Origin of the sequence: Bradyrhizobium sp. TM233 (assembly GCF_036247965.1) — a bacterium.
Classification (GTDB): Bacteria; Pseudomonadota; Alphaproteobacteria; order Rhizobiales; family Xanthobacteraceae; genus Bradyrhizobium; species Bradyrhizobium ottawaense.
This window is the reverse complement of the sequence record NZ_BTIG01000001.1, coordinates 286131-301706: the sequence shown is the minus strand read 5'-3', so window position 1 is coordinate 301706 and position 15576 is coordinate 286131. Positions and strand designations below refer to the sequence as shown.

The following is a 15576-nucleotide window of genomic DNA, read 5'->3' as shown; positions in this document are numbered from 1 at the left end:
GGCTCACACCCGCTCGATGCGCACGGCGCATTTCTTGTAGTCGGTTTGCAGCGAGATCGGATCGGTGGCGTCCAGCGTCACCTTGTTGATCAGCTTGGATTCGTCGAACCACGGCACGAAGACCAGCCCACGCGGCGGCCGGTCGCGGCCGCGTGTCTCGACACGGGCGCGGATGAAGCCGCGCCGCGAGACCACCTTCACTTCGTCGCCGCGACGGAGCTTGGCCTCCTGCGCATCGTCCGGGTGCATGAAGCACACGGCCTCGGGGAAGGCCTTGTAGAGCTCGGGCACCCGGCGCGTCATGGTGCCGGAATGCCAGTGCTCCAGCACGCGGCCGGTCGAGAGCCAGAATGGATATTCGCCGTCGGGCGATTCCGCCGGCGGCTCGTAGGGCAGGGCGAAGATGCGCGCCTTGCCGTCCGGATAGCCGTAGAACTGCACGTCGGTGCCCTGCTTGACGTAGGGGTCGCTGCCCTCGCGGAAGCGCCATTTGGTTTCCTGGCCGTTGACGACAGGCCAGCGCAGGCCGCGCTCGCGGTGATAGGTCTCGAACGGCGCGAGGTCGTGGCCGTGGCCGCGGCCGAACGAGGCGTATTCTTCGAAGAGCCCCTTCTGCACGTAGAAGCCGAATGCCTTGGATTCCTCGTTGGCGTAGCCCTCCTCGATCTCGGAGGTCGGGAATTTGTCGACCTGGCCGTTCTTGTAGAGCACGTCGAACAGGGTCTTGCCGCGAACCTCGGGTTTCTTGGCGATCAGCTCCTCGGGCCAGACCTCCTCGATCCTGAAGCGCTTGGAAAACTCCATGAGCTGCCAGAGATCGGATTTCGACTCGCCGGGGGCGTTGACGAGCTGATGCCAGAACTGCGTGCGCCGCTCGGCATTGCCGTAAGCGCCTTCCTTCTCCACCCACATCGCGGTCGGCAGGATCAAATCGGCAGCCAGCGCCGTCACCGACGGATAGGCGTCCGAGACCACGATGAAATTGTCGGGATTGCGGAAGCCCGGATAGGTCTCCTCGTTGGAGTTGGGGCCGGCCTGGAGGTTGTTGTTGACCTGCACCCAATAGGCGTTGATCAGGCCGTCCTTCAGCATCCGGCTCTGCAGCACGGCGTGGGCGCCGGGCTTGTCGGGAATGGTGCCTTCCGGCAGCAGCCAGAGGTGCTCGGTCTTGGTGCGGTGCTCCTTGTTGGTCACCACCATGTCGGCGGGGAGGCGGTGCGAGAAGGTGCCGACCTCGCGCGCGGTGCCGCAGGCGGAAGGCTGCCCGGTCAGCGAGAACGGGCTGTTGCCCGGCGAGGAGATCTTTCCGGTCAACAGATGGATGTTGTAGACGAGGTTGTTGCACCAGACGCCGCGGGTGTGCTGGTTGAAGCCCATGGTCCAGAACGAGACCACCTTGGTCTTCGGGTCGGCATAGAGCTCGGCCAGCGCCTCGAGGCGGTTCAGCGGCACGCCGGACATCTCCGCCGCTTTCTCCAGCGTGTAGTCCGAGACGAATTTGACGAATTCGTCGTAGCTCATGTCGGTGGAGTCGTTGGCCTTCGCCGCGCCCGTCGCCTTCTTCTGCAGCGGATGCTCGGGCCGCAGGCCGTAGCCGATGTCGGTCTGGCCGCGCCTGAAGATGGTATGCGCGGCGACGAAGTCCTTGTGGACCCGGCCGGTCTTGATGATGTGATGGGCGATGGCGTTGAGAATGTAGAGGTCGGTTTGCGGCTTGAACACCATGCCGATGTCGGCGAGGTCGAACGAGCGGTGCTCGAAGGTCGAGAGCACGGCGACGCGGACATGCGGCGCCGAGAGCCGGCGGTCGGCGAGGCGCGTCCACAGGATGGGGTGCATCTCCGCCATGTTGGAGCCCCACAGCACGAAGGCGTCGGTCGCCTCGATGTCGTCGTAGCAGCCGGCCGGCTCGTCGATGCCGAAGGTGCGCATCATGCCGGCGACGGCCGACGCCATGCAGTGCCGCGCGTTGGGGTCAATGTTGTTGGTGCGGAAGCCGGCCTTGAACAGTTTCGAGGCGGCATAGCCTTCCCAGATCGTCCACTGGCCCGAGCCGAACATGGCGACACCGTTCGGTCCGCGCTTCTTCATCGCCTCCTTCCACTTCACCTCCATGATGTCGAAGGCTTCGGTCCAGGACACGGGCGTGAACTCGCCGTTCTTGTCGTATTTGCCGTTGGCCTTGCGCAGCATCGGCTGCGTCAGGCGGTCGTGGCCGTACATGATCTTGGAGAGGAAATAGCCTTTGACGCAGTTGAGGCCGCGATTGACCTCGGCCTTGATGTCGCCGTGGGTCGCGACCACGCGGTTGTCCTTGGTGGCGACCATCACGGAGCAGCCGGTGCCGCAGAAACGGCAGGCGGCCTTGTCCCATTTCAATTCGCTCGCCTCCCGCTCGGCGGCGAGATTGGCGGCGAGCGCCGGGACTGGCATGCCGGCAGCGGCGGCCGCGATCGCGGCAGCCTCCAGCTTCAGCATCTGGCGGCGGTCGAGCTTTGGCGATGTCATGATGGCTCTCCCGGCCCTTAGGCGGTTTCGATGGCGTGGAAGACGAGCGCCGCGGAATAGACGTGCCGCAGGGACTGGATGGTGTTGAGCATGGTGCCGAGGCTGCCGGCGTCCAGCGCCTCGGCCACGACCACGAGCTTGCCACGCACGTCGCGGCCGTAGATCTCGCAGCCTGCGAGGGCGGTGATGTCGGCTTCGACCTCCGCGAGATGCTCGGGGCGCGCCTGCACCACGATACTGGCAATCTCGCACCCGGGCGGGGGCACGATGCGGTCGGCGCCGAGCACCTGTCCCGTGATTAGCGCACGACGGTTGAGTTTGGCTTGGGCCATATGCCTGCCTTTCTGGATATCAATGCGGGGTCGGAGGCGGGCCGGGCGGGCCCGCGAACATCTGGTAGATCCACACGGCCAGCCCGTAGCTGCCGACGGTCCCGACCGCGAGGGCGGGCATCACGACCGCCGTCAGGAACAGGAACGCGAAAATCTCCATGCGCCGTCGGCGCGTATGGTCAGTCGTATCGTCGCCAGGGGCCGACATATTCGGTCTCACTGAATCTCGTTGGAATCAAAACGGCATCCGGGCCGTTGCCTTACGGGCAGCTTACGTGAACGAGCCCTACCATGGCTCGCTTGATATGAATCAACACGTATTACGACACATTTTGTCGCACTGATTCGTATCGTAGACTCAAGTTAGCGTTGGGTAAATCCGGCTTGTCTCGTGACGCGGAAATTGCACCGTGATGGACAGCGGGGCCTCGTCCACTAAGATGAAAGTAACAAGAACAATCTGAGAGATTTGGGAGAGGCGTCATGAAGTTCGGCATCTTCTACGAGCTGCAGCTGCCGCGGCCCTGGGTGGCGGGCGACGAGCTCGCCCTCTATCAGAACGCGCTCTCGCAGATGGAGCTTGCCGACAAGCTCGGCTACGACCATGCCTGGGTGGTCGAGCATCACTTCCTCGAGGAATATTCGCACTCGCCCTCGCCGGAATCCTTCCTCGCCGCGGCGAGCCAGCGCACCAGGAACATCCGGCTCGGACACGGCATCCTGCAGCTCACCACCAATCATCCGGCGCGCGTTGCCGAGCGCGTTGCGGTGCTGGATCTGCTCAGCAACGGCCGCTGCGAGTTCGGCATGGGCGAGAGCGCGTCCATCACCGAGTTGACGCCGTTCGGCCGCGACATGGAGACCAAGAAGGAGGTGTTCGAGGAGGCGGTTGCCGCGATCTTCCCGATGTTCAGGGATGCGGGCTCCGAGCACCACGGCAAGTATTTCGACATTCCCCTGCGCAACGTCGTGCCCAAGCCGGTGCAGAAGCCGCATCCGCCGCTATGGATGGCCTGCTCGCAGCTGCCGACCATCGAGCGCGCCGGCCGCCACGGCTTTGGCGCGCTCGGCTTCCAGTTCGTCAGTGCGGATGCCGCCCACGCCTGGGTCTACGCCTATTACAACGCGATGACCAAGCGGCTGCACAAGCTCGCGGACTATCAGATCAACCCGAACATGGCGCTGGTCTCGTTCTTCATGTGCGCCAAGACCGACGAGGAGGCGCGTGCGCGCGCCGACGGTGCCACCTTCTTCCAGTTCGCGCTGCGCTTCTACGGCGCCTCGCAGAACCGCCAGCGTCCGGCGCCCTACACCGTCAACATGTGGGACGAGTACAACAAGTGGAAGCGCGACAATCCGGAGGCGCAGGAGGCAGCCTTGCGCGGCGGCCTGATCGGCTCTCCGGAGACAATCCGCAAGAAGCTGAAGCGCTTCCAGTCCTCGCATATTGACCAGGTCATCCTGCTCAACCAAGCCGGCAAGAACAGCCACGAGCACATCTGCGAATCGCTGGAGCTGTTCGGCCGCGAGGTGATGCCGGAGTTCCAGAACGACCCGGCGCAGGCAGCCTGGAAGCAGGGCGTGATGAGCGGCGAGATCAAGCTGGAGGAGATCGACACCGAGGCCTTTACGGACCGCTACGGCAAGCTGGCGATCAGTGTCGCTCCGGCGAAGGCGGCGGCGGGGTAGGGGGCTCCGTTGCCAAAGCACCGGATCTACACGACCAGCTTCGCCAGCGTTTACCCGCTCTATGTTGCGAAGGCGGAGAAGAAAGGGCGCTCGAAGGCCGAGGTCGATCAGATCATCTCTTGGTTGACGGGCTATGGTCCGAAGGAGCTGCAAGTCCAACTGGAAGGACAGACGGATTTTGAGACCTTCTTTGCAGAGGCCCCTGCAATCAACCCCTCGCGCGCCCTCATCAGAGGCGCGGTGTGTGGCGTTCGAGTGGAGGACATCAAGGAGCCAACGATGCGGGAAATCCGTTACTTGGATAAGCTGATCGACGAACTGGCCCGGGGAAAGACAATGGACCAGATTCTGCGAAGAAAGTGATTTCGAGCGGCTACGGTCCATTCGGCTCAGCGACGTTCGCGCAATCTGCCACGCAGGGCGGCCTTCCGGCGCGCCGCCATTGCTGGTAGACCACGTCAAAAGCGACAGGGAGAAGACGATGCGCCCTTGCGGGACGTCCACAACTGCAGCGGCAGGCGATATCGCGCCCGCGGTGCTCGCCATCGGCCGCCCCGATTTCCCAAAAGTCCTGATCGACACGCTGCGCCGCCACGCCGATGTCGGCCATTGCATGGTGTTCGCGCTGAGCCGTGCCGGTACCGCGACCTGCCTGCTCGATGCCGGCAACATCCCGATCGGCGGCGATCTCGGCGCGGCCTATGCCGGACAGTTCCACGAATCCGATCCCAACCGCGATGCGCTGTTCGAAGGTGAGGGCCCTGCGCCGATCATGCTGCCGTCGTTCGCGCCGCGCATGTATGGTGCGCGCTACCGCAAGATCTTCTTCCACGATTCCGGCATCGTCGACAAATGCGCGACCGCGATCTGGACCGGCGGCACCTGCTTCTATGTCAATTTCTACCGCATCACGGCCCAGGGCCGTTTCAGTGCCGCCCAGCGCGAGCGGCTGCAGGCGATCGCACCGGCGATCGGCGCCAGCGTCGCCCGCCACTTCCAACAGACCGCGACCGCGACGCCTGACCAGAACCTCGCCACATTGTTCGCCACGCGCGCGCCGCTCTCCACGCTGACACCGCGTGAGCAGGAGGTCTGCCGCCGCATCCTGCTCGGTTTCAGCTCCGAGGCAATCTCGCAAGAACTCGGCATCAGCCTGCATTCGACCCTGACCTACCGCAAGCGCGCCTATCAGCGGCTCGGCATCTCCTCGCAGAACGAATTGTTTTCGATCGTGCTGGGTCTGCTCGCGGGGCCTCACGGCCTGAACTGAGGGGAGCTTGGAGTTCGCGATACCTGCTCCGATAGCGGAGCCGACGATCAGCATCCCCGCTCGCCGATACGAAATGCGGCTTTGCTAATCTTCAGACAAACCTGACGATTCGCGACGGCTCAAAACCGGCATTAACCGAATCTTTGCGAAATCCAGAGCGCTGTTCAATTTCGAGTTGCGATATGCAACCTCTGTTTACCGAATACAACGTAACGACGCTGATCCGGTGATTGAAGAGGCTTGCCGCAATGTCCCTCGCCGCCATGGCTGCGGAACAGAAGCTCGTACGTGTTCCGCTGTCGGTCAAGATCGCGTTCAGTGCCTTCATGGCTGTTTTGGTGCCCGTCTATGTCTATTGGTACGGCCCGACCAATTTTCTCTATTTCTGCGACGTCAGCTTGATCCTGACGTTGATCGGAATATGGACGGAAAGTGCGCTGCTGATCTCGATGTGCGCCGTGGGCCTTTTGCTGCCGCAAGCATTCTGGGTGCTGGACTTCGTCGCCCGTTTCAGCGGCTACTCGCTGGTCGGCATGACCGACTACATGTTCATCTCGGAGCACTCGCTCTTCCTCCGCTTTCTGTCCGGCTTCCACGGCTGGTTGCCGCTGCTGCTTGTCTTCCTGATCTGGCGGCTAGGTTATGACCCACGCGCATTGTTCAGGTGGAGCGTGCTGGCGTGGGTGCTCCTGCTCGTCTGTTATTTCCTGATGCCATCGCCGACCCCCAATCCCGGCATGACGCCGGTCAACATCAACTACGTCTTCGGGCCGAGTGATGCCGCTCCCCAGGCCTTCGTGCCGCCGCTGGTCTGGCTGGCCGGCCTCATGATTGGTCTTCCGCTGCTCGCGTTCATCCCGACGCATTTCATTTTGTTGCGTCTTGCACCTCGAGCCGTGCCGGTTGACCGACGTAGATATGGAGACGGCGCGTAGCCGATCTTTCGTTTAGGATTGCTGTACCATGTCGGGGGGATTTTGATTGACGATATCGCGACGAAGCGTCCTCAAGGGAGGACTTGCCCTGGCGGTGTCCGGCGCGGTGCCGGCCCGTGCCGATTTCACTCCCCGGGCCATCATCAATGATGCCAGCCGGCTGAATCCGACGGCGGTTGCGCGGCATATCGCCTTCAAGGCATCGCCCACTGACGACGTCGTCGGGCGAATTCGGAAAGAAATTGCCGCCGCCGCCGCGGAGGGGCGTCCCTTCGCCATCGGCACGGCGCGGCACTCCATGGGCGGCCAATCGATCCCGAAAGATGGCGTTGCCGTCACCTTGACCGGTGGGCACATCGAGCTCGACAAGGCGCAGATGACGTATCGCGTCAGCGCCGGCATGCGCTGGTTCGAGGTGATCCGCGCACTCGACGCGCAAGGTTTCTCACCGGCCGTGATGCAGTCCAACAGCGACTTCGGCGTCGGGTCGACGTTCTGTGTCAATTCGCATGGCTGGCCGACGCGTTACGGTCCGTTCGGCTCTACGGTCCGTTCAGTGCAGATCGTGACGGCCGACGGCCAGCTCGTGAAATGCTCGCGCACGGAAAACGCCGAGCTGTTTGCGCTCGCGATGGGCGGCTACGGTTTGTTCGGCGCGATCGTCGAAGCCGAACTCGATATGGTGCCGAATATGTCGCTCGAACCGTCTTACGTCCGGATGGCTCCGTCGCGTTTTGCGGACGCTTTCATCAAGGCGGTCGAAACCGATCCGGCGGTACGGATGGCCTATGGCCGGCTTTCGGTTGCGCGCGAGAGTCTGTTCGACGAAGCGCTGTTGATCACCTATCGTCCGGCCGCGACACAGCCGTCCCCGCTACCGGCCGCAGTCGATCATTTCGCGTTGAGCGGATTTGCTCGCAATGTCTACCGGGCGCAGACCGGGCATGAATGGGCAAAGAATTTCCGCTGGTTCATGGAAGCCTCCGTCAGCCCGTCGATTGCGGGTGCAGCCACGCGCAACACGCTGATGGTGGAGCCGGTCGTCAATCTGGCGTCCGGAGACCAGACGCGCACCGACATCCTGCACGAATATTTCGTGCCGCCGGATCGCTTCGCAGGTTTTGTCGATCTGTGCCGGGCCGTCATCCCGAAGGCCAAGGCTGAATTTCTCAATGTCACCTTGCGGTACGTCGACGCGGATCCGGTCGCGGTGCTGGCCTACGCGCCGCAGAAGCGCATCGCGGCCGTGATGTCGTTCTCGCAGGAGATCAGCCCCGAAGGCGAAGTCGACATGATGACGATGACGGAAGCGCTGATCGAAGGCGTCAAGGACCTGGGTGGTGCATTCTACCTTCCTTACCGCCTGCATGCCCGGCGCGATCAGGTCCGCTCGATCTATCCGCGCACGGAGGACTTCATTGCGGCCAAACGCAGGCTCGATCCGTCGTTATTGTTCCGTAACATGATGTGGGACGCCTATTTCGCGTGAGGATAGCAGGATGATGGATCGATCTCGTTTGGCCGCCGGTCTGCTCGGAGCGGCGCTCCTGTTCGCGGCCGCGACCGACTACATTCCGGCCTTCATCGACTCCGAGGGGCGGGTGTTCGGGCTGTTCCATCTCGACATCTACAAGGATGCATTGCATCTGGCCTCCGCGGCGTGGGCTATCGCCGCGGCCCTGATCTCGCGATCCGCGGCGATCTTCTTCCTGAGGGTGTTCGGGACACTCTATTTCCTCGACGGCGTCATGGGCGTGTTCACAGGATCCGGATATCTCGATCTCAGCATCTTCATCGACGGTATTCGTTCGACGTCGACATACGTGAAGATCGCATCCAGCGTACCGCACCTTGCGCTTGGCGCTTTCGGGATCGCGACCGGCTTCACCGCACAGAAGCGCCCGGCATGAAGTGGCTTCGACGGATCGCGGCCGTCTTCGGCCTCTGCCTTCTCGTGTTCGCTGCGACGTGCACCTGGGAGATCCTCAATATTCAGTACGGCTGCAAGCCGGAAGGATCAGCTGCGGGTGTGACGACCGGATTTGGTATCGACGACGCGAAATATGTGCGGGCGGAAGGTGATAGCTTCCTGACCTATCCGGAATGGTACATCGTCTACGCCTATTCCGACCTCGCCGGCGTGGCGCGTGCATCGTCGGAATCGTCCTTCGACTATTTCGGCAGCATTGGCGGGTTTTGGTCCAGCCTTTGCGGTGCGCGGCGCTCGACCTCGTTGCAACGGCCGCCGACGCAAGATCAGATGATCACCGACTATATCATCGGATCGAGCTTCACCGCCGAGATGGCGGTGCAAGGAATCTACGAACTCACGGTCGGTGCGCTGACTGTCGCCTTGCGCGGTTCGGGTCGCACCAAGGAAGATGACTTCAATCTGGCACTGTTGGACGACTACGCGAAATTCCTCGAACAGACGCCGTGGTACCGTTTTCCTTTCGCCGACAAGCTGTCGGCGCTCTGGCACGACGTTCCGTTCGAGCCGTCGGTGCGCTCGATCGAGCGCCGCTTCTCGCTGTCCCTGCAATACGGCGCCAAGTCGATCTACGCGAAAGGCATCGAAGCGCTCGCCGGCCTGTCCCCGGCCGACCTCGAGATATCGAGTATCGTGCTGGTTCCGTCGGCGCAGGCGCTGCCCGGCGATAACCGAATTAGGCCGTTGCGCGAGGTTCGGGCGACGGACGGTCGTCAGGGCGTGTTGATGATCACCCCTCGTTATCGCGAATTCAGCAGCGTGATCCGCGAGGTCGGCGCCAAGGGCCTGTCGTTTGCGGAGATCGCCGGCAACACACGGATCTTGACGACGGTGCTCGTCCCCCCGGGGGATCTGCCGCCCCCGAGCGGAGCCAAGCAGATCTTCGAGACCAGCGTGCAGTCGATGCCCGGATGGCGCAGGGTGGGTTACGATACGCAGGTTTCCGCCGTGGCTGCACTTCCGGCCGCCGTCGAGGCGCGCGGAGCCAAGTTCGAACATGCCTATGATTACTAAGGCGCGCCGTCGTCTGCTGCCCTTTGCCGGAGGTGCCGCCGCCGTGCTCGCGGTCTGGTTCGCCGGCATGGCTGCTGCCGCCGTCGTTGTCACGCCGACCATTGTCGTCGCGTTCGGAGACCCGGCCCGGCTTGCGGGTGCCGATGGTGATCTGCTCGCATCCGGCCGCGGTTTCCTGGCGATGCGAACCGGTAGCACCGGTACGGTCAAATCACTTTATGAACATGGAGCCTGGTTGGTGTGGCCGGTCCTCACTGCCGGATGCGGTCGTCGATGATGTGCTGGATCCGCCGGGTCGCGCTTGTTGTCGTCGTTCTCATCGCTTGCGCGATCGCGAGCCTGGCCTCGTTGCGATTGGCGGCCTATCTGCGGGAGAATGAAAGCGCCGCTGCCGCGGCCCCCGCGGACGGCAGATTCGTCGAGAGTGGCCATGGACGCATGTTCGTCATGGACCCGGGACCGAAAGACGGTGTTCCCGTCATTCTGTTTCATGGGACTGCCGCCTGGAGCAAGCTTTGGTGGCGTACGACAGCCGCGTTGAAGAATGAAGGCTATCGACCGATCGTTCCGGACCTTCCTCCCTTCGGTTACTCCGAGAGGCAGGGCGGCTACAGCCGCCTTGAACAGGCGGCCCGCATCGACGGCATGATGACGACGCTCGGCACTGGGCGCGCAATTGTGGTGGGGCATTCCTTTGGTGCCGGTGCCGCCCTCGAATATGTCGTGCGGCATCCTGATCGCGTCATCGGGTTGGTGCTCGTCGACGCTGCGCTTGGACTGACGCAGACGCCGGCAGATGCATCGGCCATTCTGAACTACGGTCCAGTGCGTCAGCTCCTCGTTTCGGCGACCGCGACCAATCCATTGGCGACTCGTTTTCTGCTATCCAAGCTGATCTACCGCCAGGAAGCCGCCACCGACGCGACCCTCGACATCCTGAAGGCCCCGATGCGCGTGGAAGGCACGACGTCGCACATCGCCGACTGGTTGCTTTATTTCGCGGGCTCCGACCGATCCGCCTTGAGCGCATCGCGCGATGAGGTTGCCAGGATCGAGCTTCCGGTATCGATCATCTGGGGCGATCGCGATGACGTCACACCGCTCGCCCAGGCAAATGACCTGCGTTCGCTCATTCCGTCCGCTTCACTTCATGTCATGCGGAACGTCGGGCACATTCCGCAGATCGAGGATCCGGACGCATTCAATGCCGCCCTGCTCGCGGCGATCCGCGAGGTAATATCGGCAAATACCGTCACTTCATCTGACAATTTGCGGCGAGGACATTGAGCGCTGGAAGCGCCGGCTCGTCTGGGTGATTCAGGCGTTCCCTGAGAGTTCGGCGTTAACCATCACCGACGGTTCCCGTCTGAACGGCATCGCTTCGAAGTTTCTTAAATTTTGCTGGGTACCTCTTCAGGCACAGTGACCCCTGGAGAAAGATATGGCTAAGCGGGCCAAGGCCAAACGTGGGAAGGCGGAGACGCTCGCAATCCCGATGGCCGCGAGGGTTGCAATTGGCACCGTGGCCGTCGCCGCGTTGGGGTACGGTTTGCTGTCCGGCCAGGCGAGCGTGCAACCGGCACGGAAGCCGGCCGCGCAGGACGTCCGGGCATCGTCCTCTCCTGTCTACGTGGCGCCTCCAGTTCATGCCGCAGCGGCGGTTCCGGCCCCGGCTGCAGCTCCGATTCCGGCACCGGTTCCGGCGCCTCTGGCCGAACCGCCCAAAGCCGACGCTGATGCTCCTGGAGCATTGGTGCGGCAGGTGGTCGACTATGCCAGCCGCCAGGCGCCTGGCACCGTGATCATCGATACCGGAAACACGTTCCTCTATTTCGTCCTGAACGACAGGCAGGCGATGCGCTACGGCATCGGTGTCGGCCGCGAAGGTTTCACGTGGTCCGGCGAGCAGACCGTGGCCCGCAAAGCCGAATGGCCGGATTGGCATCCGCCCGTGGAGATGGTCTCGCGTCAGCCTTATCTGCCGCGGTTCATGGCAGGCGGTCCCGGCAACCCGCTCGGTGCTCGCGCGATGTATCTCGGCGAGACCGAATATCGGATTCACGGCACCAACAACCCCGCTACGATCGGCAAGCGCGTTTCGTCCGGCTGCATCCGGCTCACCAATGACGACGTCACGGACCTCTATGAACGGGTGAAGGTCGGCGCGAAAGTGATCGTGCTTCCGGCAAATGGTGCCCGCCGGCCGTCCCCGGGCGCGCCCGACGCCGCGTCCCGGTCGCCGGACCCGGCGCCGCCGTCGAGCCGCCCCTCGGCAGCCAACGCGCAGATGCTCCCATCTGGACCGAAGATCGCCGAGGCGCGATAGCTCAGTCCGTCCCTATCGCTAGGGACAGACGCCGGCCGCGGAGTTCGCTAGTCTGGCCTGAAGGATAAGACAATCCGGGGAGGCCGCTTTGAGCACCGCGCCGCGCATCGACATCGACCCTGTCGCGTTCTGGGCCGATCCCTATCCGATGCTTGCGACAATGCGGAAAGAGGCGCCGATCGCGTTCGTGCCGCAGCTCGGCTCGACGCTGCTGACCAGCCGCGACGACATCTCGATCTCCGAGAAGCAGATCGACGTGTTCTCCTCGCACCAGCCTGCGGGCCTGATGAACCGGCTGATGGGTCACAACATGATGCGCAAGGACGGCGAGGCGCATCAGGTCGAGCGCCGCGCGATGTTTCCGACGGTGTCGCCGAGGACGGTGAAGGCGCACTGGACCGCGCTATTCCAGGCCCATGCCGACCGCATCCTCGACGCGATCGAGCCGGGTCGGATCGACTTCATGCGCGACTTCGCGCTGCCGTTCTCCGGTGAATGCCTGAAGTCGATCACCGGCCTCACCAATATCGGCTTTGAGGACATGGACGCGTGGTCGCAAGGCATGATCGAGGGCATTGCCAATTACGCCGGCGATCCCGCGGTCGAGGCGCGCTGCCATGCCGCGACGTTGGGCATCGACGCTGCGATCGACGACATCCTGCCGGCGATCACGAAGAACCCGGACCAGAGCATCCTCGGCGTGCTCGTGGCCTCCGGCATGCCGATGGACAGCGTGCGCGCAAATGTCAAACTCGCGATATCAGGCGGCCAGAATGAGCCGCGCAAGGCCATCGCCGGCACGGTGTGGGCGCTCCTGACCCATCCCGAGCAGCTCGATCTGGTGCGGAAGGGCGAGGTGACCTGGCTCGAGGCGTTCGAGGAATATGCCCGCTGGATCTCGCCGATCGGCATGTCGCCGCGGCGTATCGCGAAGCCGTGGTCCATCCGCGACGTCTCGTTCGAGCTCGACGAGCGCGTGTTCCTGATGTTCGGCTCGGCCAATCGCGATGAGACCCATTTTGATCGCGCCGATCAATTCGACGTGCGGCGTGATACGACCAAGAGCGTCGCGTTCGGCGCCGGCCCGCATTTCTGCGCCGGCGCCTGGGCGTCGCGCGCCATGATCGCCGACGTCGCGCTGCCGACGGTGTTCGCGCGCGCCAGGCAGCTCGAGATCGCCGACGACGAGCCGGTGCGGATCGGCGGCTGGGCGTTTCGCGGGCTGCAGAATTTGCCGGTGACATGGCATTAGCTTAGAGGACGCGCCCTCGCCACAGCCTGCCACGTAAGCCATTGATCCGGCTATCGCCGGCTACGGTGCATGGGGTTGTTTTCGACATTTTGAGGTCCCGCGCCCTGCCGCGCCAGCGTAAGGCCCGCGCATCTCACATTCGCGTGCGAAAAGAATCCGTCTGCATCATCGCCGCCGCTTGAAAGATTAATCATGCGCGCTGCCGCGCGCGCAGTGTTCGCATCGCTATTTTTCCGCACGTCTCGACACCTCCGACAACCCGCACCATCATTCCTGAAACGTGAATGATGACGGCCGCGTGCGGCCGGGAGTGTGGAATGCAGCGTCGTGACTTTCTCAAGCTCTCCATCGGAACCGCAGCCGCCGCTGCGCTCGCCTCGCCCGCGATCGCGCAAGGCGCGGTGAAGGAAGTTCGTGTCGGCTACCAGAAGAACGGCGTGCTGGTCATCACGCGCCAGCAGGCCGCCCTGGAAAAACATTTCACGCCCCTGGGCATCGAGGTGAAATGGGTCGAGTTCTCCTCGGGCCCGCCGATGATGGAGGCGATGAATGTCGGCAGCGTCGATTACGGCGCGGTCGGCGATTCCCCGCCGGTTTTCGCGCAGGCCGCGGGCGCGGCGATCGTCTATGCCGCGGGCCAGCCGATCACCAACGGCCAGGGCATTCTGGTGCCGAAGGATTCGCCGATCCGCGCGATCGGCGAGCTGAAAGGCAGGCGCGTCGGTTTCACCAAGGGCTCCAGCGCCCACAACATCGTGGTGCAGACGCTGGAGAAGGCGGGCCTGACCTATGCCGACATCACGCCGGTCTATCTGACGCCGCCGGACGCAGGCCCCGCCTTTGCCAATGGCAGCATCGAGGCCTGGGCGATCTGGGATCCGTATTTCGCGATCGGTGAGACCAAACAGAGCGGCCGCATCCTGATCAACGCGCGCGAGGTCACCAAGACCAATTCTTTCTACATCGCCAACCGCGACTTCGCGAAGAACCACGGCGCGATCCTGCAGCAGATCGTCGACGTCACCACCGCGACCGCCAGATGGGCCGAGCAGCACCGTGACGAGGTCGCGAAGTCTCTCGCCGCGGTGACCGGCATTCCGCTGGAGATCCAGACTATCGCGGCCAACCGCTCGTCCTTCGTGGTCGGCCCCGTCACCGACGACATCGTCGCGACCCAGCAGGGCGTCGCCGATCGCTTCTACAAGCTCGGCCTGATCCCCAAGCCGATCGCGATCCGCGACATCGTCTGGCGCAATCCGGCAGCTTGATCGTGCCGACCAGCCTTCCCACACACAGGGGTTTGAACATGAGGCGTATCATTCAACGTCTGATCGCGGCCATCATGCTGTCGATCGGCATCGTCGCCGCCGCGGTCGGCACCTCCTACGGTCAGGACAAGGTGGTCCGCATCGGCTACCAGAAATACGGCAAGCTGGTGCTGCTCAAGAGCAAGGGCACGCTCGAGCCGAAGCTCGCCGCGGACGGCTACAAGGTGGTGTGGACCGAATTCCCCTCCGGCCCGCCGCTGCTCGAAGCGCTCAATGTCGGCGCGATCGATTTCGGCAACACCGGCGAAGCCCCGCCGATCTTCGCGCAGGCCGCCGGTGCGCCGATCCAGTACGTCGCCTATGAGCCGCCGGCACCGAAGGGCGAGGCGGTCCTGGTGCCGAAGGACAGTCCGCTGAAGTCGGTCGCCGACCTCAAGGGCAAGAAGGTGGCGCTCAACAAGGGCTCCAACGTCCACTATCTCCTGGTCAAGGCGCTGGAGAAGGCCGGCGTGAAGTATTCCGAGATCGAGCCGGTATTCCTGGCGCCGGCCGATGCGCGCGCCGCCTTCGAGCGCGGCGCGGTCGATGCCTGGGTGATCTGGGATCCGTTCCAGGCGGCCGCGGAAGCGGCCACCGGCGCGCGCACGCTCGCGGACGGCACCGGCATCGTCGCCAACTACCAGTTCTACTTTGCCTCGAAGAAATTCCTCGATGCCAATCCGAAGATCGTCGACGTCGTGCTCGCCGAGCTCAGCACGGTCGACGATTGGGCCAAGGGCGATATCCACGCCGTGGCCGAGCAACTCGCGCCCGCGATCGGTCTGTCCGTTCCGGTCGTCGAGGTGGCCTTGAAGCGGCAGTCCTACGGCATCAAGCCCATCACCGATGCCGTCATCGCCGATCAGCAGCAGGTGGCCGATGCGTTCTTCGCGCTGGGCCTCATCCCCAAATCCATCAAGATTTCCGACGTCGCTCGGAAGTCCGGTTCGTGA

At 63.5% G+C, this 15576-nt stretch carries 16 protein-coding genes; 13 read left to right on the top strand and 3 right to left on the bottom strand.

Annotated elements, in window-relative coordinates:
• Positions 1-3: 3 nt before the first annotated feature.
• Genes napA through napE form a run of 3 tightly spaced genes read right to left on the bottom strand, consistent with a single transcriptional unit; the run spans position 4 to position 3048 of the window.
• The gene (gene napA, locus AABA86_RS01440) at positions 4-2508 is read right to left on the bottom strand and encodes a nitrate reductase catalytic subunit NapA (protein ID WP_338305506.1); all 2505 of its coding nucleotides are present in this window, start codon (positions 2506-2508) and stop codon (positions 4-6) included.
• Positions 2509-2525: 17 nt separating this feature from the next.
• Positions 2526-2840, bottom strand: a complete 315-nt coding sequence (locus AABA86_RS01435; RefSeq protein ID WP_338305505.1) for a chaperone NapD — start codon at positions 2838-2840, stop codon at positions 2526-2528.
• Between the two features lie 19 nt (positions 2841-2859).
• Complete coding sequence (gene napE / locus AABA86_RS01430) at positions 2860-3048, bottom strand: periplasmic nitrate reductase, NapE protein (RefSeq protein WP_212248939.1); 189 nt, start codon at positions 3046-3048, stop codon at positions 2860-2862.
• A 275-nt stretch (positions 3049-3323) separates the two neighbouring features.
• Between napE and AABA86_RS01425 the strand changes: the two genes are divergently transcribed.
• The 13 genes from AABA86_RS01425 (at position 3324) to AABA86_RS01365 (ending at position 15576) form a co-directional block, all read left to right on the top strand.
• Positions 3324-4529, top strand: a complete 1206-nt coding sequence (locus tag AABA86_RS01425) for an LLM class flavin-dependent oxidoreductase (protein WP_338305504.1) — start codon at positions 3324-3326, stop codon at positions 4527-4529.
• A 9-nt stretch (positions 4530-4538) separates the two neighbouring features.
• On the top strand, positions 4539-4892 hold the full coding sequence (locus tag AABA86_RS01420; RefSeq protein WP_338305503.1) for a DUF2200 domain-containing protein: 354 nt from the start codon (positions 4539-4541) through the stop codon (positions 4890-4892).
• A 118-nt stretch (positions 4893-5010) separates the two neighbouring features.
• Positions 5011-5799, top strand: coding sequence for a helix-turn-helix transcriptional regulator (locus tag AABA86_RS01415; protein ID WP_338305502.1), 789 nt, complete (start codon positions 5011-5013; stop codon positions 5797-5799).
• 248 nt (positions 5800-6047) lie between these two features.
• A complete protein-coding gene (locus AABA86_RS01410; protein ID WP_338305501.1) occupies positions 6048-6734 on the top strand; it encodes a hypothetical protein in 687 nt (228 codons plus the stop codon).
• A 46-nt stretch (positions 6735-6780) separates the two neighbouring features.
• Entirely contained in the window at positions 6781-8223 is a 1443-nt protein-coding gene (locus AABA86_RS01405) for an FAD-binding oxidoreductase (protein ID WP_445083444.1), read from the top strand.
• 13 nt (positions 8224-8236) lie between these two features.
• Entirely contained in the window at positions 8237-8644 is a 408-nt protein-coding gene (locus tag AABA86_RS01400) for a DUF4383 domain-containing protein (RefSeq protein ID WP_212248941.1), read from the top strand.
• Positions 8641-9738, top strand: a complete 1098-nt coding sequence (locus tag AABA86_RS01395) for a hypothetical protein (RefSeq protein ID WP_338305500.1) — start codon at positions 8641-8643, stop codon at positions 9736-9738. Before AABA86_RS01400 ends, AABA86_RS01395 begins: the two co-directional genes overlap by 4 nt.
• The gene (locus AABA86_RS01390) at positions 9722-10015 is read left to right on the top strand and encodes a hypothetical protein (RefSeq protein WP_212248813.1); all 294 of its coding nucleotides are present in this window, start codon (positions 9722-9724) and stop codon (positions 10013-10015) included. Before AABA86_RS01395 ends, AABA86_RS01390 begins: the two co-directional genes overlap by 17 nt.
• Positions 10012-11025, top strand: coding sequence for an alpha/beta fold hydrolase (locus tag AABA86_RS01385; protein ID WP_338305499.1), 1014 nt, complete (start codon positions 10012-10014; stop codon positions 11023-11025). The genes AABA86_RS01390 and AABA86_RS01385 overlap by 4 nt, the downstream gene beginning before the upstream one ends.
• Positions 11026-11179: 154 nt before the next feature.
• Positions 11180-12064, top strand: coding sequence for a L,D-transpeptidase (locus AABA86_RS01380; protein ID WP_338305498.1), 885 nt, complete (start codon positions 11180-11182; stop codon positions 12062-12064).
• Between the two features lie 88 nt (positions 12065-12152).
• The gene (locus AABA86_RS01375) at positions 12153-13316 is read left to right on the top strand and encodes a cytochrome P450 (RefSeq protein ID WP_338305497.1); all 1164 of its coding nucleotides are present in this window, start codon (positions 12153-12155) and stop codon (positions 13314-13316) included.
• A gap of 317 nt (positions 13317-13633) precedes the next feature.
• Positions 13634-14584, top strand: coding sequence for a sulfonate ABC transporter substrate-binding protein (locus tag AABA86_RS01370; protein ID WP_338305496.1), 951 nt, complete (start codon positions 13634-13636; stop codon positions 14582-14584).
• Positions 14585-14622: 38 nt separating this feature from the next.
• Positions 14623-15576 (top strand): sulfonate ABC transporter substrate-binding protein, encoded by a 954-nt coding sequence (locus tag AABA86_RS01365; protein ID WP_338305495.1) that lies wholly within the window; start codon positions 14623-14625, stop codon positions 15574-15576.

Coding starts and splice junctions, on each gene's coding strand:
- napA (WP_338305506.1), bottom strand. CDS start 2,508: ATGACATCGCCAAAGCTCGACCGCCGCCAGATGCTGAAGCTGGAGGCT.
- AABA86_RS01435 (WP_338305505.1), bottom strand. CDS start 2,840: ATGGCCCAAGCCAAACTCAACCGTCGTGCGCTAATCACGGGACAGGTG.
- napE (WP_212248939.1), bottom strand. CDS start 3,048: ATGTCGGCCCCTGGCGACGATACGACTGACCATACGCGCCGACGGCGC.
- AABA86_RS01425 (WP_338305504.1), top strand. CDS start 3,324: ATGAAGTTCGGCATCTTCTACGAGCTGCAGCTGCCGCGGCCCTGGGTG.
- AABA86_RS01415 (WP_338305502.1), top strand. CDS start 5,011: ATGCGCCCTTGCGGGACGTCCACAACTGCAGCGGCAGGCGATATCGCG.
- AABA86_RS01410 (WP_338305501.1), top strand. CDS start 6,048: ATGTCCCTCGCCGCCATGGCTGCGGAACAGAAGCTCGTACGTGTTCCG.
- AABA86_RS01400 (WP_212248941.1), top strand. CDS start 8,237: ATGGATCGATCTCGTTTGGCCGCCGGTCTGCTCGGAGCGGCGCTCCTG.
- AABA86_RS01395 (WP_338305500.1), top strand. CDS start 8,641: ATGAAGTGGCTTCGACGGATCGCGGCCGTCTTCGGCCTCTGCCTTCTC.
- AABA86_RS01390 (WP_212248813.1), top strand. CDS start 9,722: ATGCCTATGATTACTAAGGCGCGCCGTCGTCTGCTGCCCTTTGCCGGA.
- AABA86_RS01385 (WP_338305499.1), top strand. CDS start 10,012: ATGATGTGCTGGATCCGCCGGGTCGCGCTTGTTGTCGTCGTTCTCATC.
- AABA86_RS01380 (WP_338305498.1), top strand. CDS start 11,180: ATGGCTAAGCGGGCCAAGGCCAAACGTGGGAAGGCGGAGACGCTCGCA.
- AABA86_RS01370 (WP_338305496.1), top strand. CDS start 13,634: ATGCAGCGTCGTGACTTTCTCAAGCTCTCCATCGGAACCGCAGCCGCC.
- AABA86_RS01365 (WP_338305495.1), top strand. CDS start 14,623: ATGAGGCGTATCATTCAACGTCTGATCGCGGCCATCATGCTGTCGATC.